Genomic DNA, 22,321 nt, shown 5'->3' on the forward strand with positions numbered 1-22,321 from the left:
CTGTTTTGACATTAGAAGTGAGTTAAAAGCAAGATGACTGTAAAAAGTTTTGACATAGTAATAGTAGGAGCAGGTCCCGCAGGCGGACACTGCGCGAGAATCCTAGCTAAATCTGGTCACCAAGTCTTGCTGGCAGAGCAAAACGACAATTTTAATAAAAATGACTTTTCTAGCGCCGCGACGCCTCTAGAAACCATCTCTAAATTCGATTTACCTGAATCCGTTATCGGCAGCTTTTGGCACAAACTTACTATTGAAACCAGCAAAGTCAGTCAAACTTGGGAGTCTCCCGAAAGCTTGGGAGTTGTTCTCAACTTTGCTAAATTTAGAGCATTTTTGGCCAGCGAAGTTGAGCGATTTGGCGGTGAAGTTTGGCTGGGTTATCGCTACACCGGACATTCACAAAGCAAGGGCGAAACAACAGTCGAATTTAAACAGTTATCCGACGGTCAACTTATCAAAGTTAGGACTAAAGTATTGGTTGATGCTACTGGCTTTGCTAGGGCGATTATGTACGAAAAAGAGAATGATAAGCCCGATTTTTTGTCGGGAACCGGAATCGAATATTTAATTGAATTAGAGCCAGAAATTTACAATAAATACAGCAGCGATTTAATCTTATTTGTGGGTGATAAATGGATGCCTAAAGGTTATTCTTGGATATTTCCAATGGAACAAAACAGGCTGAAAGTTGGTGCTGCCCGAATTTTTTTAGAGCAGAAAAAGCTGAGGCATTTGCCACCGCTGAAAAAATATATTGATTTACTGATTGATGAATATCTGAATTCTAAAAATTATAAAATTCTTGACAAACACGGTTCAATGCTGAAGTACAGTCGCGGTTTGAATGATATTTATTGCAAGGATAATATAATTGCGATCGGCGATAGTGTTTCGACAGTAAATTTTTTGGGTGGCGAAGGAATTAGACACGGGATGGATGGTGCCCAAATCGCCGGGAAATATATTCAAAGGTATTTGGAGGGAAAAATCTCAGATTTTCGGGATTATGAGATGGAAATGCACCGCAAGTTTGAGCGGAAATGGAATATTTCGGAAAGATTAGCAGTGAGAAAGTATATCGATGATGTTAATGATGAACTGACCGATAAAATAATTTCTTATTTAAAGTATATGAACACAGAAGATGTTATGGAGATTTTATTTTATTATAAGTTTGAGAAAATTTCCCGAGGGTTGGGCGGTTATTTGCAGCGAAAAATCAAGGAATTGATTAATAAATTTAACTGGTAAGGTGCGTCCGTTGAGAGATTGTTGATTGAGGAAAAATCTCGCTGATTGACGCACCTTACTAAGCTAACTTAAGCTAATTTTAAGGCATTTTCGGTAGTTACTTGAATGCGCGGCAGCGACAATAAAGAATCGTCAAAACTGCTAAAATTTAATTGATATGATACACCAAAAGTATATCCACTAGCTCCAATTAAATGCGCTACAATGGGATCGAAATCCCCGTAAGGATAAGCAAAGCATTTAACAGATTTCTCTAATCCCTGTTCCAAGATAGCACGGGATTTGACCGCCTCCCGCACAGTTTCTGTCGGCGACAATGCAGTCAAAGGTTGATGAGTAGCAGACATAGAACCGAATTCAATCCCTGCATCCCGCAATTGCAAAATTTCCGGCCATCCCATTAACGGCACTTCTTTAAATTCGGCTTTTTCCCAACTATTTGTCTTGCCTATTGACTCCGCTACAATAAAAACAGTTCCTGTAAAATCAAAGCGTTTTAGCACAGGCCAAGCATATTGGATAAAGTCGAGATAGCCGCCGTCAAATGTCATCAATACAGCTTTACCGGGTAAAGGAGTTTTAGCCTGTTTTGCGCTTCGCCAGTTTTCCCAACTCACACTGTGATAACCCAGATTTTTGAGCTTGTGTAACTGTTGTTCAAAAATCTGGGGAGTAACTGCGTCTAAACCGTCAGGAGAAATGCGGCGGTACGAGAGAATCGGGAGTTTTTGTGTAACGCTATGATTGTCCAAAACTTGAGGTTTCACCGAGTGAGAAACTTCCCGATAAGAAGATTTTGAGCCAATAATTTCCGGTGCGTAAAATACTTGCTTTGGAAACTCGTTTTCTTGGGGAATTTGCATTGTCGGTTCCCCCGCGATTGCCGCGGCTGACTCGATTTCCTGCAGCGCCGCCGCCGGGAGTGAGGCGCGGCGGCTGACACTCGTCCCGATCGCACCCGATCGCCTGCCGAATATCACCGCATTTTGGGGATAAATGCCCCCAGCACCCGGTGCATTGAACGAGTCGGGCAAATTCGACCTTTGTTGAGCACAACAGGCTAAGCGCGATCGCAGCCATTGCTTGCCGTTGAGTGGTTTTCCAACCAAAGCTTCTCGCACGGCGGCGACGCACAACTCAAAACCCATATTTCGAGTAATTGTCGATCGCAATTTTTGAGCCGAAACAAAATTATTTTCCACCGCAACAGTGACAATACCGACAGCAACGCCGCCTACTTTCACCAGCACATTTATTTCAGAAAGCTCAACTTTTATATTAGCAAATTCATCGCTAACTTCTACAGCAATCAAATCTTTTTCGAGGGTAATTGTTGGGACTTTCTCAGCTATTTCAGGATTGTATAAATCCTCCAAATGCCAATGCGGACGCCCCCATAATTCTTGCAGAAATAGCGTCCAGTCATGTTTAGGGTGCAATGGTTCCAGCAACATTTCCCACAACTTATTGCCTTTTTCGCAGCGATTGCGTTGAAAGAAGCGATCGAGAATTTGCCAAGCATACTGGGCTGCAACCGCATCCGCCAAAACCGAAGCCGCAACCATGCCATCGCAAATCGGCAATTCAATAATACCTAGTTGAATTCCTTCTAGTTCGATCGTACAGCACAGGCGATCGCATATTTGCAAAGCGTAAATATCCGAAATTGGTTCGCTCACTTCCACCGTAACTTTCCACGCCATTTCACCCTGGACTCGCTGAATTTTCTCTAAAACATATCTAATTTCATTTCGCGTGAAAATTTTATGATATTTGTGAACGTTACTACTTTTGACATCTCTCTCAATTCCTTTATGCCAAGGTAGATTTAAACTTAGCTTGGCTGCTTTTTCTTGATAATTAACGAGCATTGTATCGTCATATTCAATGCCCATGAAATTACAAATTTCTCCTAGAATTATTGTTTTGTTATCTAAAAGCTCCTCATATTTAACTAATATATGATTTGATTTATTAATATATTTGTGGCTAGTTAACATCGCGTGTTCCCAGCGATTGATACAGTGGTTTAAATCCCAACCAGCGCCCCACAATTCGTTAAAACTCCTAGTAGCATCAAACATAGAAGCTATTGTATCCATACCGTTTCGCAAAATATGTATGAATTTCGCATCCGGTAAAAAGCGCTCTATTTCATCAATAAAATATATGTGCTCCGGCGTTTTTTCCAACCAAATGCTTTTTTTTTGTTCAGCAGCCAAACCATCCAAAACTCTCACAAACCAACTAGCTTTAGCTTCCACAGTTTGGCTGTCATCAAAATCTTTCAAAAGTTCAGGACGTTTAATCTCATCCTTAAAAAAAGCTTCCATTCTACCTGGCAACTTTCCCGCAAACTGATCGTATAGCAAATAGTGAAAAAACTTAGATTCCGGAAAAGAAATAACTTCAGGATGAGCAGCTAATAAGCTTTGAAGAATTGTTGTGCCACTGCGAGGCGAGCCTAGGAGAAATATGCGTTTCATAACATTTTGCAATTATAATTAACGGTATATTTTGAGGTGGGTTGGGTTTCCTTCTCTGAACCCAACCTGCCAATTCTAAATCCAAGTAAAATCCTGTTTTAACAAATCAGAAAGTTCCTGATTGTAAGGTTTGAAATAATCTGTCAGTTGTTGTTCGATTGCTGCTGGTATTTTGCTGTACTCCTCGACCGTATTAATCTCATATTCTTTACTTGCGATCGCACTAATATCCAAGAAATCTAACACTTGCGAAAAAACTTTGTCGGTATTTGCCTCAAAATCTTCGCTTTTGAGAATTAGCAACTGTTCCCTCGGAAAATAATCGAGCCAATTCCTGATTTGTTCAACATAAATTCCTCGCGACAAATAAGAATAATGTTGGTGGTTGAAACTGTAATAATCTTTATCGGCTTTGATCTTTTCAATTTCACCTTTTAGGCGATCGGGTTCGGAAGCGATCGCCTTTTCAAAATCCAGCTTTTCGCAGCCGATCGCGACTTCTAGATGATAGTGCAGCCAAGCTCGTTTTACCGGGTTTCGCAGCATTACAATTAGCTTAACATCCGGGAAACACTTGTAAACCCGCTCGGCCACCAACGGATGATAAATATAGTAAGGAGTCATTTCCCACAGTAACACCTTCTCATCCGCCACACTGCGCGTCAACTGCTTGCTGTACCAATCAACGCCCCGCTCGAAATTCAAATCAAAAAAGTGAATGTTGCGGGAACCATCTTTGATAATTTGCAAGTGATTGGCGAGATAGCCGGATAGAGGTTCAGTGCCGCACTTTTGAGCGCCAATAATTAAAAAGTCTGGTTCCTGCTTATTTTTCAACTGAGTCGAAATCTTGGCATAGGCGGGATTATCCTTATTCAATGCGTGAACTTTTTCGATTGGTTCTGGTAAATCCGCAACCTGCATTTTGCCATCAAATTCCCAGCGGTAGGGCGGACAAAGAATCGTTTTTTGGCTTACAGTCGATCGCACGTACAGCGGATAAAGGTGCCAATGATAATCATAGGCGTAAGCCAAACTCTTCTCGTAAACCCCAGCATTCACGTAATACTGACCGTTGCCTAAATCCAGCCTGTCTACGTGCAGGCGAATTTTGCCTTTACCTTCGGCCAGCGGCAGCAATCTGCCCATTTGATTAGTATTAGTATCAAAACAACTTTGACCGTCTTCCCGGCTAATTGTCACGCCAAAAATAGCAGCCGAAATTGGCTTCGGTACAGAATAATGAATTTCCACAGTAATAGGATCACCACTGTTGATCTCATCATCCGGCAACACTTTAACATCCGTAATTTCTACTTCCAAAGAACCGAAGCGATTGTCATTGATTCGCAGTTGCGAACCCGTAGTCGTCATTTCAGGAGGACGCATGGGAGTGCGTTTTTCGGTGGCTGGGCGCATTTCTGACAAATACTGACCGACTACCACTTCTGGTTCCCCGTAAGCCACGATTTCACCTGATTTCAGCCACAAAGCCCGATCGCACAGTTTATGAATTTGCGCCGCGTTGTGAGAAATCAAAACAATCGCACATCCTTGATTCTTAAACTCGGTGATTCTGTTCAAACATTTATTTTGAAAAGCCACATCACCAACCGACAAATGTTCATCAACTAACAGCACTTCTGGATCGGTGTGCACCGCCACCGAAAAAGCCAGCCGCATTTGCATCCCGGTACTGTAAGTCCGCATCGGACTATCAATAAACTGTTGCAATTCCGCAAATTCAACAATATCATCAAACCGACGTGCCGCTTCCCGGCGAGTCAAACCGGCTACCACCGCACCCACAAACACATTTTCTCTGCCAGTTAAATCCGAGTGAAAACCCGCACCCAAATCCAACAAACCGCCAATTCTGCCATTAACTTCAATAGTTCCTTCTTGAGCGTGGCCGATACCGCCAATAAGTTGCAGCAGCGTCGATTTTCCCGCGCCATTCTTGCCGAGAATTCCCAGCATTTCCCCGGAAGAAACAGTGAAATTGATATCCCGCAAGGCCCAAAAGCGCGCCTGCGGTTTCATCTGCCGAAAACCCGCCAAAGCGGCCGCCATAATCGTATAAGGTCGATCTGCAGAGTAGCGGTTGAAACGTTTCCCTAAACCCTTGACAACAATAGCTTGACGCATTTACAATTCCTCCACGAAAGTATTGCTTTGCCGTCTAAAAATTCCCAGTCCGATCGGCAAAAGAGCAGCCACAACCAAGCTAACAATTAACAGCGCCAGCCAATCCGGCTGCGTACCTTTGAGCAGTATGGCGCGGTAAGCTCCCAGCAGTGGCACCATAGGATTCAACTGATAAAAAGGCTGAAATTGTTTCGGGACACTGTTGAGGTCGTAGAAAATCGGAGTCAGGTAAAACAGCATCTGCAAAACTACGCCCAAAGTGTGCTGAGTATCGCGAAAAGTGACATTCAAAGCGGCGAGGGGATAAGCCAAACTGACTGTCAAAATAAACTGAATAACCATCAGTAGCGGCAACACAAACAGCACTGCACTCGGCTGAACGCCATCAATTGCCAGAAAGATAATTAACACCGGCAAAGCTAACAGAAAGTGAATTAGGCCCGTCATAGTCGTGACTACCGGCAAAATTGCCGTGGGGAAATTTGGCTGTCTGATTAGCGCTTTATTGTTGGTAATTAATCCCGTTGCTTGAAATAATGCGGTTTGAGACCAACTCCAGATTAATAAACCGCTGAAAGCAAAGGAAGAAAATTGCGGAATGTTAATCGGTACCACAGAGCGAAATACAAATGAAAATACAGCTAACTGCAACAGCGGATTGATTAAAGTCCAAGCAATCCCCAAAGCCGATCGCTTGTAAAGTAATTTCATATCGCGATCGACCAATACCCGCAGCAAATCGAAGAAATGAGCGATTTTGCGCCTGTTAATCAGCCTGGGAACACTTTTCATCGCACACCTCCGGCGACTTCCTGCGGTTCGGACTGTAGCTGCTCTTCCGGCTCAATCTCAGCTAAATGCTGCGCCTGCAACTGCGCTTTTCTGTAAGCAAAAGGACTGTCGAGAGCTCCCAGCAACTCGCTGACTACCAACTTGCGCGGCAGCCAACCCGGATCCCCCAAGCGGCGCACCAGCCACCAACCAAGCCACTGAAACATAGCAAATTTCCAAATTTCCCAGCGCGGCACAGTGCGGTTGCGATAGCACGTGAGTACATAAGCCCCAAAACCGCGCCCGTTATCCTGCAACTGCTTGCTCAAAGCCTCGGCGCTGCGCCGGTGCAAGTGCCACACAAAAGCTCTCGGCTCATAAAAAGTCGAGTATCCCTTCGCCAAAATGCGATGAAACATCTCAATATCCCCACCACCGCGAGTTGCAGTCCCCACATCGAGAGCAACGTCAAAATTGCCCACAGCCTCGAAAACTTGCCGCCGGAAAGCCATATTCGCCCCCACGCCGTATTTGCTCGCCCACAGCAACTCCCGCACAGAAAGCTTGCTACCGTCGGTTTTCTGGCGGTCGAGGTGTTGCAGCATTCCGCCGTATATCAGTTCAAATTGCTGTTGCGGCAAGGTTTCCAGTTCGGCTGCCGCCACTAAACCGCTCACGGCCATAATTTCTGGGTCAGCAAACGCCGAAGCAATACCCCCCAACCAACCGCGATCGGGCCGCACGTCGTCGTCAGTAAAAGCAATAATCTCATGTCGCGCTTCCGCGATCCCGCGATTGCGCGCCCAGTCCAATCCTGGCCGTTCTTCCTTGACGTAGCGTACCGGCAATCGCGCGACTAATTCAGCGGTGCTGCTGCTTGCAGGAGCGTTGTCTATAACGATAATTTCGCGGTGCGGATAGTCGAGGGCGAGCAGAGCTTCCAGAGCGCCTTTGAGCAAATCTGTGCGATCGCGCGTGCAGATGACAACGCTAATTGACGGCAGGTCGCGATCCGCCACTGCTTCAGAAACAGCGCCGAACTGCTCTCCTAAAGTCGATCGCACCAACTCTTTTCCTAACTGATCCAGAATTGTTTGTCGCACTCGCTCAGCGGAAATTGTTTGTTCCCAGGGATTGTTACTAACATAAGCCCAGCCCAGAGGCCGTCCCCGGTAGCGAACTAAAATCCGAACTCCTTCGTATTGTTCGAGTTGCCTAATCGGATTAATCTGTTCGGCAAACTCAATCTCCATAACTTTTATTGCCATAACTTGCTCCTGAAAATTTTGCAGCGGGCACTAGATAGAAAAGTTTTGACTTGGGACTTTTAAGTTTGGGGTGGCAATTTTCCAATTTCCCAACTTTTGAGGTTTGAGTTTTTGGTTTAACTTCCCCGAATTCAGTAGATATGCACGAAAAAAAATATCTTCTAGGGGCTAGTTTAGCTAAGCATAACGAGATATAAGCGAGAAGATGAAGGCACTCACCTGCCCGCATCCTGTAATCTTTATTTGCACCTATTTACTTAGCTATTAATGGCTAACTCGTAAGTTTCAAAAGCAACTAAAGGCTTTTCTTCAAGCGTTTCAGCACTGCGGGGCATACCGTTAACCGCGATCGCCCCAGCCAGTGGTTGAGCAAAGTGAAGCGCCAGAATCGATCGCAAATGAGCGCCCCGCAGCGGTTCCGCCCCCGCTTGCGGAAAAATATGGCCGATTGCCAGTTGGTCGTAATACAGGTAAACCCCAGCCGGTCGTTCCGCGTCCAGCAGACTTTCTGCCGCTTCCCAACCTTGCTGCAAATCAATGTTAATTTCATGTCCGCCCAAATCAGAACGGGCCGGGCCCCCTTGCATAAAACTAGAAATAGCAGAGCGACTTTTTAGCTCATCAATCACACCCCGCAAATACCAATAACCGCGCAATTTTGCCCGCAACCACCGCCAAGTTTCCCGCATCCCCAAGCTTTCGAGCAAATCCAGAGATTTCCTGCCTCCCACAGCCAGCCAATCCATAACCGCCGGCCAGAAAAACGTGAGCGCCACCACAATCTTGTCTACCAAAAAATAAGGAGTTTCGTAGTCTTTTATGTGCAGCGTCGGTCTGAGTTCCGGGTGTCGGCGGCCGATCAAAACATCCGATCGCCCTTCCTGACGAGATCGGCGGAAAGAGCGATCGAGATTGTTAGTTTCGTGTTCGTAATGATAGCCCACAGCATCCTCCGCTAAAGCAAAAGGTACATCAGCTTTCAGCAAACGCAGCCCAAACTCGTAATCTTCCCCGCCGCAGTTCCCAAAAGCCGAATCAAAGCCTTCGATACGAGCAAACAGTTCTGCATCCAAAGAAAGGTTGCCGCTGAGCAAATCTTGATAAGTAAATCGGTGACCAGGTTGGCTCATCTGATAAAACTTCTCTTCCCACCACGAGCGCACTTCCACGTCAAAAAACCTAGTTCCTCCGTGCAACTTAGGCGGATAGGGGCCCATGACAGCCGATCCCGGACGCTCTCGGTGAACCCGCGCGTGGCTTTCCACCAAAGGCGGCAGCGCTTCGATGTCGTCGTCGAGAAACAGCAGCAATTGCCCGGTAGCCGAAGCCGCTCCTGTATTGCGGGCGATGGCAGCGCTCCGGCAATTTACCTCGATCACCTGCAGTTTAAACTGAGCTTTGTAGTCTTGTAGTATTGCCAAAGTATCATCTATGCAGCTATCTGCCACTACAATAACTTCGAGCAGGTCGATCGGATAAGTCTGCGAGTGCACAGCATCAAGAGCGCGCCGCAGCGAAGAACTTCGATTGTGGCTCGGAATAATTATGCTAATTGTTGGATTTTCCCTATTCATAGTAGATTGGTATTTGGTAATTAGTAGTTGTTATTTGGAATTGGGAAATTAATTTTTGGTATTTAGGATTGGGATTTTTATAAGTGGTGATTAAAATTTCAAACACTCTTACTTCTTCCCTGTACCCTCAATATCCATCTGTTAAATCCCTTAAATCCATTACACCATCCGTTGCCGGACTTCCCTGTTCCTCCTGACTAATGACTAATGACTAATGACTAATCCCAAAAGCTTAGAACTTAGTTTCATTTCCCAGATTCATCATGTGAGTAAATCTAAAATCTAAAATCTAAAATCTAAAATCGATTAACTTCCCCTTTAACTTCCTGCAACCGCTTGCGAGAAGAAAAATAAGCCATCGGCCCGCTAATGCACCCCCGCATTTGAGCCAAAAGTAAATCACTAGGAATACAGCCCGGTTGGTTTCGCAAAGAAGCAAATAATTCAGGAATTTGCTTGTAATACAGCCATCCCCAAGCTAATAGAGGCACACTAAATTCTTTGTTGATTACAAACATCCGCGTCCAGAAAGCATAGACTCCGATTCCGTAGCATCGCAGCAAGTTGCGTAGTTCTTCCCAGGTGCGTCGGTGGCGGTGCCAACTCAAAGCCCGCGGTTCGTAGACGATGCGGTAGCCCGATCGCAAAATGCGGGAAAACAGTTCGCTGTCTGAACCGCACTTAGCGGGCGTGCCCACGCCCAAAGCTTCGTCAAACAGGCCAATGTAGTCGATCAAACTTTTTCGCAAAGCCATACTCGCCGAAACCCCCACTGGAGCTATAATCAGCGGATTGCAGTACGCCCCGTCAACCACTCGGCGCTCGTAGCCGCGCCCGTGGGGGCTGTAGCGCTCAAACCACTCTTGCGCTTCGGTTTCCAGTTCCAAGGGCATCACCAGCCCCGTGACGCACATCACTCGCGGATCACTAAAATTCCACAAGAGCGATCGCAGCCAGTTCGGATCGGGGGCAGCATCGTCATCTGTAAACGCTACGAATTCGTGTTTAGCTTCGCGTAAAGCTCGGTTGCGGGCAGCACTCTCGCCCGCTAAATCTTCGCGGACATAGCGGATTTTCGGGTAATTTTTGACCAATTCACTGCTGGCCTCGGTGGCGGGACAATTGTCAATTACCAGGTATTCCTGACCATCATCTGGCAGCAGCATCAGCGCGTCTAGACAGCGCCGCAAATCTTCCGGGCGATCGCGCGTGCAAACTACTACTGTGGCCAGTGGCAATGCCTCCACCGGCCCCCGCTCATCCCATTCTAGAGTGTCGTAGAGCCAGTTTTTCCACAAGTTGTCACCAGCAGCATTCATCAGTGTTTCCCGTAATTCGTCACCGCCAAAGCGGCCTCCGACTACGGGCAAAAGAGCTTGACCGATCGGTTTTCCGTGCAGTCGAATTAAAATCAAGGCTTTACTGTAACGCTCCTCAACCGTAATTTCTGGCGGGAGTTTGGATATTTCCAGGTCAAGAATAGCTGTTGCCATTTTAGATTTTAGATTTTAGATTGGGAAAAAATCCTAGATACTCCCTATATTACCGGAGGTATTTTAGCAGAAATTGTTTTAGGGGATAGCAACTTCTCAATGCCATACTTGCCGATTGCTGATCGCGAATCAAAGATAAAGCCTCATTGTTTTTATTGCTTTTATTTATTTTTACTTTCAATTACCCGCTGATGTCAAGTTTTTTCCCAACACAACTTTTACCACCGGCAACGATCCCTCGTCGAGGCTTGTGTCAATTGAAGGTGTTATTGGCAGCAGACCGCCACCAAGCCTCGCCATTATTAATGCCACCTCTAAAAACCAGATTTTTTGACAAAACCCGGTTTGTGCGATCGCTCCTCATTTCCGCTTTAATTGCGATCGGGTACTATTCAAGGGCAATATACCAAACCATTAAGCACTCTCGCAATTCCAACTTTCTCAATTAGGTAGTTGTATAGCAATCCCAAACCCGTTGTGAGAATAGAGACCGAGCCCATAAAATACTCTTTTTTGACATCAAGCCCAATGCTAAGTATAACGGCACAAAAAACCATAATATCTTGTAGGGTCTTGTAGGGGCCAGTTGAGCTAATAATCACTCCTATACAACCCACTTTATGAGCGATCTCACCCGCCTGACCCACATTTTCGCCATTGCCCAAATCAGCACGCGCCCGGCCTCCGTGTATAAAACTGAGATCCACCCTTGGTATTTGGTATTTGGTAACTTATAAGTGGTGATTAAAATTTCAAACACTCTTACTTCTTCCTTCTCCCCTCAATATCCATCTGTTAAATCCCTTGAATTTATTACACCATCCGTTGCCGAACCTCTCTGTTCCTCCTGACTAATGACTAATGACTAATGACTAATCCAAAAAGCTTAGACCTTAGTTTGATTTTCCAGATTCATCTGTGGAGTAAATCTAAAATCTAAAATCTAAAATCTAAAATCGATTGACTTCCCCTTTAACTTCCCGCAACCGCTTGCGAGAAGAAAAATAAGCCATCGGCCCGCTAATGCACCCCCGCAGTTGAGCCAAAAGTAAATCGCTAGGAATACAGCCCGGTTGCTTTCGCCAAGAAGCAATTAATTCAGGAATTTGCTTATACCGCAGCCATCCCCAGGCTAATAAAGGCACACTGAATTCTCTGTTCATTACAAACATCCGCGTCCAGAAAGCATAGACTCCGATGCCGTAGCCTTGGAGCGTTTTTCGCAATTCTTCCCAAGTGCGCCGATGGCGGTGCCAGCTCAATGCTCTCGGCTCGTAGACAATGCAGTAGCCCGCGCGCAAAATGCGGGCAAAAAGTTCACAGTCTTCGCCGCCCACCGTGGGTGTTCCCGCCCCCAAAGCTTCGTCAAACAGGCCAATGTAGTCGATCGAACTTTTCCGCAAAGCCATACTCGCCGAAACTCCCACAAGATGCACAATCAGAGGATTGCAGTGCGCCCCATCAACAACTCGGCGCTCAAATCCCCGCCCGTGGGGGCTGTAGCACTCAAACCATTCTTGCGCTTCGGTTTCCAGTTCCAAGGGCATCACCAGCCCTGTGACGCACATCACTCGCGGATCGCTAAAATTCCACAACAGCGATCGCAGCCAGTTCGGATCGGGGGCAGCATCGTCATCTGTAAACGCTACGAATTCATGTTTAGCTTCGCATAAAGCTCGGTTACGGGCAGCGCTGGAGCCTGCTAAGTCTTCGCGCACATAGCGGACTTGTGGATAATTTTTGACCAGTTCCTTGGTAGCGTCCGTGCTGGGACAATTGTCAATTACTAAGTATTCCTGACCATCATCTGGGAGCTGCATCAGCGCGTCTAGACAGCGCCGCAAATCTTCCGGTCGATCGCGCGTGCAAACCGCTACTGTGGCGATCGGCAATGCCTCCACCGACCCCCGCTCATCCCATTCTAGAGTGTCGTAGAGCAAGTTTTTCCACAAGTTGTCACCAGCACAATTCCTCAGTGTTTTCCGTAATTCGTCACCGCCAATGCGGCCTCCGACTACGTAAAAAAGAGCTTGGCCGATCGGTTTTCCGTGCAGTCGAATTAAAATCAAGGCTTTGCTGTAACGCTCCTCAACCGTAATTTCTGGCGGGAGTTTGGATATTTCCAGCTCAAGAATAGCTGTTGCCATTTTAGATTTTAGATTTTAGATTTTAGATTGCGAAAAAATCCTAGATACTCCGTATATTACCGGATGTATTTTAGCAGAAATTGTTTTAGGGTATAGCAACTTCTCAATGCCATACTTGCCGATCGCCTATCGCGAATCAAACATAAAGCCTCTTTTTGTTATGGCTATTATTTATTTTTACTTTCGATTACCCGCTGATGTCAAGTTTTTTTGCTACATCATAATATTTTTTATCAAAAACCTTCGCACCTCCAGGCAGGTGTCAATTGCAGGTGTTATTGGCGGTCGGCGCGCTCCCCAGTCTCCCCATTAATACTAAATCTAAAAACCAGATTTTTTGCTCAAACCGGGTTTGTGCGATCGCTCCTCATTTCAGATTTAATTGCGCTCTGATACTATTCTAGAAAACATACCAAACAATTAAACACTCTCGCCCTTCAAACTTTCGCGATTAAACCGCGCACGGATTAGGTGAAAAACACTCCCAAACTCAACCCTAAATTAGACCCAGAAATGATAAAAAACAGGAGATTACAGGCTGGTTGGAGACTCATCGAGCTGAGATTACTTCTGGCAAGTTAGTAGTATTTTTACAGGATAAATATCATCTATTGTTTGGGAATTTATGTGGCTATGTTTGGGGTTAAACAAAAAAAACGCATCCTTTTGCCCCCTAGTCAATGAGCGGAGTAAACAAACGTATTATGGGGCAGTCAATCGATTTTAGATTTTAGATTTTAGATTTTAGATTTTAGATTTTAGATTTTAGATTTTAGATTTTAGATTTTAGATTTTAGAATTGAAGTATTGACCCCACCGATAAATTCGGGGGCGACTTTATCGGATACAGGTTTTTTATTTCTGCACGGATGAATCCGGGGGATTGTATCCTGGATGCTTTCGGTCAAAAAGCCATTTACACTCCCTCCTCGATCGCCACAAGATTTGCTTAGAAGAATGTATCAAACTTTTACAAAGAAACCGAGCAAGCTCATAAAGTCTCTCTCTGCCCTGACAAAAGCTGTTAGCTAGCACGATGCTGGTTCTTCGTTTTTCAGATTGGACTATACACGACCCTCAAAACCCTGAAAATGAAGAATTGTAAAGTTTTATCAAGATGTTTGGTCATCTGAATTAAAATCTTCTCATAAAAAAGATTACCTTTTAGCAGGCGCAAATTGTGGAAAAAGGTTTAAAACTCAGAATATGAGATCGAGCTCGCTGCTCTTACATGGTGCAATAAAATGTAACTTTTGATGCAAGAACCAGTAGCCTGAACTTTGTCCAAGGCCGAATGCCCGTCCGGCCCATGCCTTCGGAAAATCGCTTTCTGGGCGCTGCATCAAATCTTAAGTGCAATTACTTTCCTTGCACGAGAGCCGGAGCCTTCGAGCAAACATTAAGCTCTAGGGCTTACGCACCAGAACTTTGATAAACCGGGTTTTTTAACCGGGAGCGGGGGCGGCAACAAAGTGTTTTTGTCCATCAAACCCGGTTTCAGCGTCCGAGACTGAACTCGATCGAATGAATGCAGTCGCAACCAATGTTTAAATGTGGCGATACTGCAAGTTGCGTGCAAAGCAGGGAGCTAACCGCAGTGATGGATCTCGATTGTTTACCTTACGGCGCAGGCCACGCACAGGAAGGGGTCTGTCTGCTAGTGCGAATGGGGCCGCACCGCATTTTACTCGACTGCGGTATAGAGGATATTGCACCGCTGTCAGCGACACTAAATCGATCGCTGCCAGCCGATTTTGTGGTGTGTACCCACGCCCACTCTGACCATGCCAGAGGTTTGCTAGCACTCCATCAATCTTTCCCCCACTTGCCAATTTACGCCAGCGAAGTGACAGCGCGACTGCTACCGCTCAACTGGCCAGAACTGGCTCAGCAGCCAGAGTCCCGGTTCTGTCAGGGACTGCCCTGGCAGTCGCCGCTAGAAGTGCGCCCCGGACTGAGCGTGCAGTTGTTCCCGTCGGGTCATTTGCCCGGAGCGGCGACTGTGCTGCTGACTTATGCCGCCCCGCACCGCACCTACACAGTGGTTTACACCGGCGACTTTTTCCTGTCCAATTCTCGTTTGGTGGAAGGTTTACCCCTGGGAGAACTCAGGGGCATGAAGCCGGATGTGTTAATTTTGGAAGGCAGTTACGGCACGGCGCGCCACCCTCACCGCCGACAACTGGAAAATCAGTTAGCCGATCGCATCCACCGCGCCATCGCCGACGGGTACTCGGTACTGCTGCCCGCGCCGGCCCTTGGTTTGGGCCAAGAAATGCTGATGCTGCTCCGCAGTCACCACTACTTTACTGGCCGCGACTTGGATATTTGGGTGGACGGCACTGTCGCCGACGGGTGCGACGCTTATCTGGAACTGTTACCCCAATTTCCCACCGCCGTCCAAAATTTTGCTCTGCACCAACCTTTGTTTTGGGACGAAAGGGTGAAACCCCGCGTCCGCCGGCTGTCTGCCGAACAACGCCCCGGATTGGGAGCCACGCCCTGTATTGTAATTACAGACAAGTTAGCTGATTTGGCTTTGTATGTTGCCGATGGCACACATCCTTGGATTTTGCTCGCCCCTCAAAAACCAGGATATCCCGTCAGCGACTGGCTGGGCAACAGGCCCGAATCTGGAGTCACAAGTGTCGAAACTTATCTGCTAGCCGAACACTGCGACGGGCCCGGGACGACCCAACTCATCCACAATTTGCGTCCCCAGCACGTAATTTTACTCCACGGTTCCCCTGCATATTTGGCTGACTTGGCTAACTTGGACGAGCTGCGAAACCGCTACCAGTTGCACACTCCGGCGGCCGGAACACTTGTCGAATTGCCGATCGGGGAAATGTTTTTGCAGCCCGCTATCCCAGAAACCAACTATGAGGGAGAACTCAGCGAATTGGGGACAGAGGTAGCAATTAGCTTACCGAGTCCGATTACAGCCGATCCTCGGTGGGCCAATTTTGCCGATACCGGTTTGGTAGAAGCGCGCTGGCAAGGCGAAGAGCTGGTACTGCGCGGCATCTCCCAGCGGGAACTGCTTTTTCAAGGCAGCGCCGTTCAGGCAAACCTCGAATGCTGCGGCAATTGTCAGCACTACCGCAGCCAGCGCTGTTGGAACCAGTCCAGTGCTTTGTTTGGCTTTAAAGTTACCCCCGACGGTTACTGTCCCGTATTTAAAGCGATACCGGAGTCGGAACTTTTCCTAGATCGCGAAACAGACGGCGAATAAGCTCTCGGATACCTACAAACCAGCCTGCAGGCCTAGAAAACAAAAGAACAGCCCTGGACGCACCCAGACAAAAAACCCTGTTTCAGCAGGGCTAGGGTGTCGCGCATTGAATTTTTAAACTACTGTGTATTTACGCTGTTGTCCCGTGGGCAGCAGATCCACCCATCAAGCTTAAATTTAAAGGCAAAATAGCTTATGTGGTCACAACCCAGAATATGTTTGGCCTAAACCGGGTTTTTTGCATAATTTCTCCACAAAAAAGGGAGAAAAGTCGTTTTCTTTTCCCCCAAGTTTTCCTTGTGCCTCAAGCGCGAGCTCAAAACTATTCCAAATTCGAGTCCGGGTAGTGATTGCGAATTTGTTCGGCTTCGGGACAATCGTCAGAAACTAGGGGTTCGCAGTTAGTTCGGGACACCGAAGCCAACTTCTGGGACACAGCTCCAATACTTTCGAGACGCACCATTTCTTCCCAAGAGCTGATTTCGTCTTCTTCGTCGGTTTCGTAGCGCAGCGTGACTAGATCCCCTTCAATATCTAGGATACGAGCGCGCTCTATCCAACGTTGCTGATCTCGAAGAAAAATAGAAACCTCACGACCATCACAACAGAGTTGATAGATTTTGCGCTGTAGCATTTGTCAGTTCTCCTGCGCAGTGTAACTTGCTTAAAATATGGCCTGTTTACCGTAACGTACTTTGGGTTTTACATCGGAAGGCACAGCCGTATGGACTGGCCAGTTTCACGTTTTCCGCAACTTTGGTACCGATGGGAGTTACCAAATTTGATTTTACCACCAAATCTATCTAGTACGCCATTTATCCAATTACAGGTTGTGCAGCCAGTGGCATCCCTCGTGAGAGGCATTTGCCAGCATAGATCGAAGCATTAGGACTTGACAAAGGCACGCGATTAACAGCCACAATAAAAACAGACTCTGCCTCATAAATCTCCCTCTCTTGTGCCTCAAGTCCCCCAGAAATCTATTGTTTCGACGTTTGTTTTATTGTCCGCTAAGGCCTCTTGGCTCAATCTCAAATCTCAAATCTCAAACCGAAAGCTCTAAAGCGACACTCAAACAGCGACAATAAAAACAGACTCTGCCTCATAAATCTCCCTCTCTTGTGCCTCAATTCCCCCAGAAACCTCTTGTTTCGACGTTGGTTCTGGCCCCGATTACCCTCTGTGAACTCAATCTCAAATCTCAAATCTCAAATCTCAAATCTACCGACCTGAGTGTGATAAAAATCACTGACAGCAGGCAGCCCCTAAATGTAGAAAATGGTGGCGGCCAACAACTAGCTTCAAAACGGGCAGCGGAACCTGTGGCGGTTAAGCTAAAAGAATTGCGGTTCCGTTCAAAACAAATTGGAGTCATTGCTCGTGCGTATTAAGGAGGCTAATTGATGGTGTACGCAGAAAATTGGTCGCAGCCGTCTATCTTGGAGCTAGCGCGATCGGGCAACTTTCAAGCCCTCAATTACTGGATTGACAGCTTGCTGCGACCCGAAGGGATTTATGCCCGCGTCGAACAGGCTCAGGCCGGCTGCGTCCAAATCCTCGTAGAATTCCAGCGCGAATTTGCGCCAGATACTACATTACTCGGGAGCACTCTCCGCGAAGGCTTAGTCAAATTTATTTGCCACCAACTTTGGAGACTCAACTCGCCAGCAGTAGAAGGAGTGCGAATTCACGCGCGCTTGGCTGGGGATGCAGACATTCTCTGGAAACAGTCAGTGCGAATTGTCACTCCGGCAAACCGCCAGCGTCGGCGTTACCGTTCCCTACCAGTCGTCGATTGGGTTAAATTTAAAACGTATCGTTCTCTGCTGCTAGTGGGATCGGCACTTGCCTCTTTTATTTTAGGGTGTTGGGTTAGCTACCACGAAGCTCTGACCCTGCAGTTAGTATCTCCAGTATCCGGCTACCAGCAAACTGCGCTAATGTCGGGGCCGCCTCCAAAACGTGCAGATACGGTGCAAGCGGCCTTAGAAGTGGTACCAGTAGTACAGCAAAAGCAAGTTGCTAATCCTTACGACCCAACAGTAACGCTGATGTTCGGAGGAAATGTGAATCTATCGGATGCGCTCGGAGCATCTGCTGCCAACGATCACCAATGGGCTTTCGCCAATATGGACGAGTACCGGCAAGCAGATGTGGCGATGGTTAACCTAGAAAACTCGCTGACTCGCTCTACATTGGGGTCTGGCAAAAAACAATTAAATTTTAAAGCCGATCCAGAATCGGTGAAAGTATTAACAGCCGGAGGAGTGGATATTGTCAATCTGGCAAATAGCCGCGCTATGGATTACGAGGAACCGGGGCTGGTGGAGACGATGAATACTCTAGATAATAGTGGGATTCAACACCTGGGAGCCGGCAGAGATATTAAAGAAGCGAGGCGTCCAGATATTATTGAAGTTAAGGGTCAGCGGATTGCCTACCTCGGTTATTACGATGCCGAGCTTAACGTCGCTGACCAAGGGAAAGCGGGCACTAACCCCCGCCGTAACAATCGCGTGGCCGAGGATATTAAAGCTCTTAGGGGTCAGGTAGACTGGATTATTGTGAATTACCACTGGGGAGTCGAATTGGCAGATTATCCGGGGGACTGGCAGATTGATTTGGCTCGGTTCACGATCGACCAAGGAGCTGATTTGGTAGTGGGACACCATCCCCAGGTATTGCAAGGTGCAGAAATTTACAAGGGCCGTCCGATAGTTTACTCGCTGGGTAATTTTATATTCGGCGGCAATGCTCGCAGGGATTACGATACCGCAGTCCTGAAAGTATCGCTCAAAGACAGGAATATGAAGGTAGAGTTTCTGCCTGTGGAGGTGAAAAAGTTTCAGCCCAATGTGGTGAAGGGAGCCGCAGCCGATCGCATCCTCAAACGCGTCGAGCAAATTTCTAGTATTTTCGATCGACCGATGCAATCTTCTGTAGTTCTCGATGCCCTAGTCCAGCCAGGAGCGGCATCAAAAACTCCAAATTCTCCATTGCCAGGAGCAGCAAAGAGCGGTACATACCAGCCCGGGCGAGGTTCCGGGGGAACCTCTGGTGAAAGCACTCAGCAAGGGCCCGCACAACCCAAACCTACTTTGATTTTGCCGGCTTTGCCGGCTGCGCCCCAACAGCCGGACAACTCCTCATTTTTCCCGAACGGGACAGGGCCTGCAATTGAGTCAAATCCGCCTCTGAATCAAAATTTGCCGCCGCGCATCTACCCCACTCAACCTCAAAATCCCAGCGGGGAACCAGAGCCGTTTACAAAAGAGCCATTTATCAAAGAACCGTTTATTTCGCCCCCATCTCCTAGTCAAGGAGCAGTGCCGAGTCCCCAAAGCTATCTTCCCCCCACTCGGGCTGTATCTTTTGAAGTCGCACTCAAAAAGCAGCCGGCATCCGCGACCGTTCCAGCTAACAGCAGCAAACGCTCCAATCACCGGATCGCCCTGCCTCCTATAGCTGGGAGAATTGGTTAGCCGGTGGGGGTCGGAACAACGAGGAGGCAGGGGGAGGATAAGGGCGGTAATGGGTGAACATCAAGATACTAGCGACCATTTATTAACGACTGATTTACTGACAACCAATGATCAATGACCTACTACCGATGACAAATGTGTTTGCGATCGCGCTCAAGCAAAAGCAGTACAAAACCTATATCCTCTCCGACGAAGCCGCTAACTCTACTCTAGAAGTTGTGCCGGAACGGGGCGGTATTGCCACTAGCTGGCTGGTTGAAGGCAAAGAAATCTTCTATTTGGACGCGGAACGGTTCGCCAATCCCGATCTAACTGTACGTGGCGGGATTCCCATCCTGTTTCCCATCTGCAGCAATCTCCCCGACAATACTTACACGCACAAGGGAGTCGAGCGTCAGCTCAAACAGCACGGCTTTGCTCGAGACTTGCCTTGGACAATAGGCGAACAAGTTACGGAGGGTTGCGCTGCTATTACGCTGATTCTCGACAGCAGCGACAAGACGCTGGCTGTTTATCCCTTTGATTTCCAACTAGCCTTCACTTATCAGATTAAAGGCAATTCTTTGGAAATTTTTCAGCGATATACCAATCTGTCTGCTGAACCCATGCCGTTTTCTAGTGGTTTGCACCCCTACTTTTTGGCGACGGACAAATCTAAGCTGCGCTTTGATATTCCAGGGATGCAGTACAGAGATCAGAACACCCATGAAAAGGGTTACTTCACTGGAGTTTTTGACCCGACGTTGGATGAAATTGATGTTTCCTTTGACGAACTCACTGGTCTTGCTGCTACTGTCACTGACGCGGCGAGCGGCTTGCGGCTCACCCTCAGTTACAACTCCAGCTATGGGAAGTTGGTTTTCTGGATGGTGAAGGGCAAGGATTTTTACTGTTTGGAACCTTGGACTGCTCCTCGAAATGCCCTCAACACTGGCGAACACTTGATGTATTTGCAGCCGGGAGCGACTTGCGAGATGCTGGTTCGCATGACGGCAAATTTTGTTTAAAAAACACTTGCTATTTCAAATGAGGGGTGCTACTGTTAGAAATTGTGTGCGGTAACAATGTTTTCGCGGGTCGCTAGCTCAGCGGTAGAGCATTCGGCTTTTAACCGATTGGTCTCGGGTTCAAATCCCGGGCGACCCATAAAAAATTTGTGAGTTAAGAATTTTGAGTTTTGAGCGGAATGCTCGGAACTCAAAATTTTGTTTTTTGAACTTTTAAGTAAATCTGGAAAGATAGTGCGCGATCGGTGGCAAATTGTCTTAATATTATCGTAAGAATTGAGCTTGTCCAAAATTCACTGCCCAAAAATCACAAATAATTAGGAGGAATATCTATGGCGCTTGTACCTATGCGATTGCTGCTCGACCACGCGGCTGAAAATGGTTACGGCTTACCGGCTTACAACGTCAACAACATGGAGCAAATCCAAGCGATCATGCGCGCTGCTGACGAAACCAACAGCCCTGTGATTCTGCAAGCTTCTCGCGGCGCTCGCTCCTACGCTGGCGAAAATTTCCTGCGCCACTTGATTTTGGCAGCAGTTGAAACCTATCCTCACATTCCCATTTCCATGCACCAAGACCACGGCAATGCCCCCGGCACTTGCTATTCTGCCATGCGCCAAGGTTTCACCAGCGTGATGATGGACGGTTCTCTGGAAGCGGATGCTAAGACTCCCGCTAGCTACGAGTACAATGTTCAAGTTACTCGCGATGTGGTGAATGTTGCTCATTCGATCGGCGTTAGCGTTGAAGGCGAACTCGGTTGCTTGGGTTCTCTGGAAACAGGGATGGGCGAAGCAGAAGACGGCCACGGCTTTGAAGGTGCGCTTTCTCACGATCAGTTGCTGACAGATCCCGAACAAGCTGTGGATTTCGTCGAGCAAACCGGCGTTGATGCTCTAGCAGTTGCGATCGGCACTTCTCACGGCGCTTACAAGTTCACTCGCAAGCCGACTGGCGAAATTTTGGCAATCAGCCGCATTGAAGAAATTCACCGCCGCTTGCCGAATACTCACTTGGTAATGCACGGTTCTTCTTCTGTGCCCCAAGAATTGCTGGAAATCATCAACAGCAACGGCGGCAAAATCCGCGAAACCTACGGCGTACCTGTGGAAGAAATCCAAAAGGGTATCAAGTGCGGCGTTCGCAAGATCAATATCGATACTGACAACCGTTTGGCGATTACTGCTGCGGTGCGCGAAGCTTTGTTTGCGAAGCCCGACGAGTTTGACCCCCGCCACTTCTTGAAGCCGTCGATCAAGTATATGCAGAAGGTTTGTAGCGATCGCTATAATTCTTTCGGTTGCGCCGGTCACGGTACAAAGATTAAGCAAGTGTCTTTGGACGATTTTGCAGCTAAGTATGCTAAGGGCGAATTGAGCTCTTCTGCTAAGAAAACTGTGGCTGTTTAAAAATTTTAGGTTTGAGATTTTAGATTTGTCTGAAGTCTAAAGTT

Annotated in this window: 14 protein-coding genes and 1 tRNA gene; 7 read left to right on the forward strand and 8 right to left on the reverse strand. The window is 47.2% G+C overall.

Going from position 1 to position 22,321, the window contains the following annotated elements:
• Positions 1-33: 33 nt before the first annotated feature.
• Positions 34-1,254 (forward strand): NAD(P)/FAD-dependent oxidoreductase, encoded by a 1,221-nt coding sequence (locus tag QUA45_RS07730; protein WP_333220155.1) that lies wholly within the window; start codon positions 34-36, stop codon positions 1,252-1,254.
• Between the two features lie 68 nt (positions 1,255-1,322).
• On the opposite strand, the gene QUA45_RS07735 is transcribed toward QUA45_RS07730, so the two are convergent.
• From QUA45_RS07735 to QUA45_RS07765, 7 genes are all read right to left on the reverse strand, one after another.
• Positions 1,323-3,740, reverse strand: a complete 2,418-nt coding sequence (locus QUA45_RS07735; protein WP_333220157.1) for a sulfotransferase — start codon at positions 3,738-3,740, stop codon at positions 1,323-1,325.
• A 75-nt stretch (positions 3,741-3,815) separates the two neighbouring features.
• Positions 3,816-5,888, reverse strand: coding sequence for a Wzt carbohydrate-binding domain-containing protein (locus QUA45_RS07740; RefSeq protein WP_333220159.1), 2,073 nt, complete (start codon positions 5,886-5,888; stop codon positions 3,816-3,818).
• Positions 5,889-6,680 (reverse strand): ABC transporter permease, encoded by a 792-nt coding sequence (locus QUA45_RS07745; protein ID WP_333220161.1) that lies wholly within the window; start codon positions 6,678-6,680, stop codon positions 5,889-5,891. It lies immediately after the preceding gene.
• Complete coding sequence (locus QUA45_RS07750; protein ID WP_333220162.1) at positions 6,677-7,927, reverse strand: glycosyltransferase; 1,251 nt, start codon at positions 7,925-7,927, stop codon at positions 6,677-6,679. The genes QUA45_RS07745 and QUA45_RS07750 overlap by 4 nt, the downstream gene beginning before the upstream one ends.
• Positions 7,928-8,184: 257 nt before the next feature.
• A complete protein-coding gene (locus tag QUA45_RS07755; protein WP_333095189.1) occupies positions 8,185-9,501 on the reverse strand; it encodes a glycosyltransferase family 2 protein in 1,317 nt (438 codons plus the stop codon).
• A gap of 296 nt (positions 9,502-9,797) precedes the next feature.
• A complete protein-coding gene (locus tag QUA45_RS07760; protein ID WP_333220164.1) occupies positions 9,798-10,994 on the reverse strand; it encodes a glycosyltransferase in 1,197 nt (398 codons plus the stop codon).
• A 950-nt stretch (positions 10,995-11,944) separates the two neighbouring features.
• Positions 11,945-13,141: a glycosyltransferase gene (locus QUA45_RS07765; protein WP_333095186.1), complete on the reverse strand. Its 1,197-nt coding sequence runs from the start codon at positions 13,139-13,141 to the stop codon at positions 11,945-11,947.
• Positions 13,142-14,741: 1,600 nt separating this feature from the next.
• Here QUA45_RS07765 and QUA45_RS07775 point away from each other — a divergent pair.
• On the forward strand, positions 14,742-16,376 hold the full coding sequence (locus QUA45_RS07775; protein WP_333220174.1) for an MBL fold metallo-hydrolase: 1,635 nt from the start codon (positions 14,742-14,744) through the stop codon (positions 16,374-16,376).
• Between the two features lie 322 nt (positions 16,377-16,698).
• Here the strand turns inward: QUA45_RS07775 and QUA45_RS07780 are convergent, their stop codons facing one another.
• Positions 16,699-17,010 carry a DUF6679 family protein gene (locus QUA45_RS07780; protein ID WP_006633466.1) on the reverse strand — a complete coding sequence of 104 codons (312 nt, stop codon included), beginning with the start codon at positions 17,008-17,010 and terminating at the stop codon, positions 16,699-16,701.
• A gap of 601 nt (positions 17,011-17,611) precedes the next feature.
• Here QUA45_RS07780 and QUA45_RS07785 point away from each other — a divergent pair.
• The 5 genes from QUA45_RS07785 (at position 17,612) to fba (ending at position 22,277) form a co-directional block, all read left to right on the forward strand.
• Positions 17,612-17,767, forward strand: a complete 156-nt coding sequence (locus tag QUA45_RS07785; RefSeq protein ID WP_158307982.1) for a hypothetical protein — start codon at positions 17,612-17,614, stop codon at positions 17,765-17,767.
• A gap of 12 nt (positions 17,768-17,779) precedes the next feature.
• Entirely contained in the window at positions 17,780-19,858 is a 2,079-nt protein-coding gene (locus tag QUA45_RS07790) for a CapA family protein (RefSeq protein ID WP_333220166.1), read from the forward strand.
• A gap of 137 nt (positions 19,859-19,995) precedes the next feature.
• Positions 19,996-20,865: an aldose epimerase family protein gene (locus QUA45_RS07795; RefSeq protein ID WP_445305294.1), complete on the forward strand. Its 870-nt coding sequence runs from the start codon at positions 19,996-19,998 to the stop codon at positions 20,863-20,865.
• 67 nt (positions 20,866-20,932) lie between these two features.
• Positions 20,933-21,004: transfer RNA gene (locus QUA45_RS07800), tRNA-Lys, on the forward strand.
• 193 nt (positions 21,005-21,197) lie between these two features.
• Positions 21,198-22,277 (forward strand): class II fructose-bisphosphate aldolase, encoded by a 1,080-nt coding sequence (fba, locus tag QUA45_RS07805; protein ID WP_006633469.1) that lies wholly within the window; start codon positions 21,198-21,200, stop codon positions 22,275-22,277.
• Positions 22,278-22,321 lie beyond the last annotated feature (44 nt).

Origin of the sequence: Microcoleus sp. Pol12A5 (assembly GCF_036701435.1) — a bacterium.
Lineage (GTDB): Bacteria > Cyanobacteriota > Cyanobacteriia > Cyanobacteriales > Microcoleaceae > Microcoleus.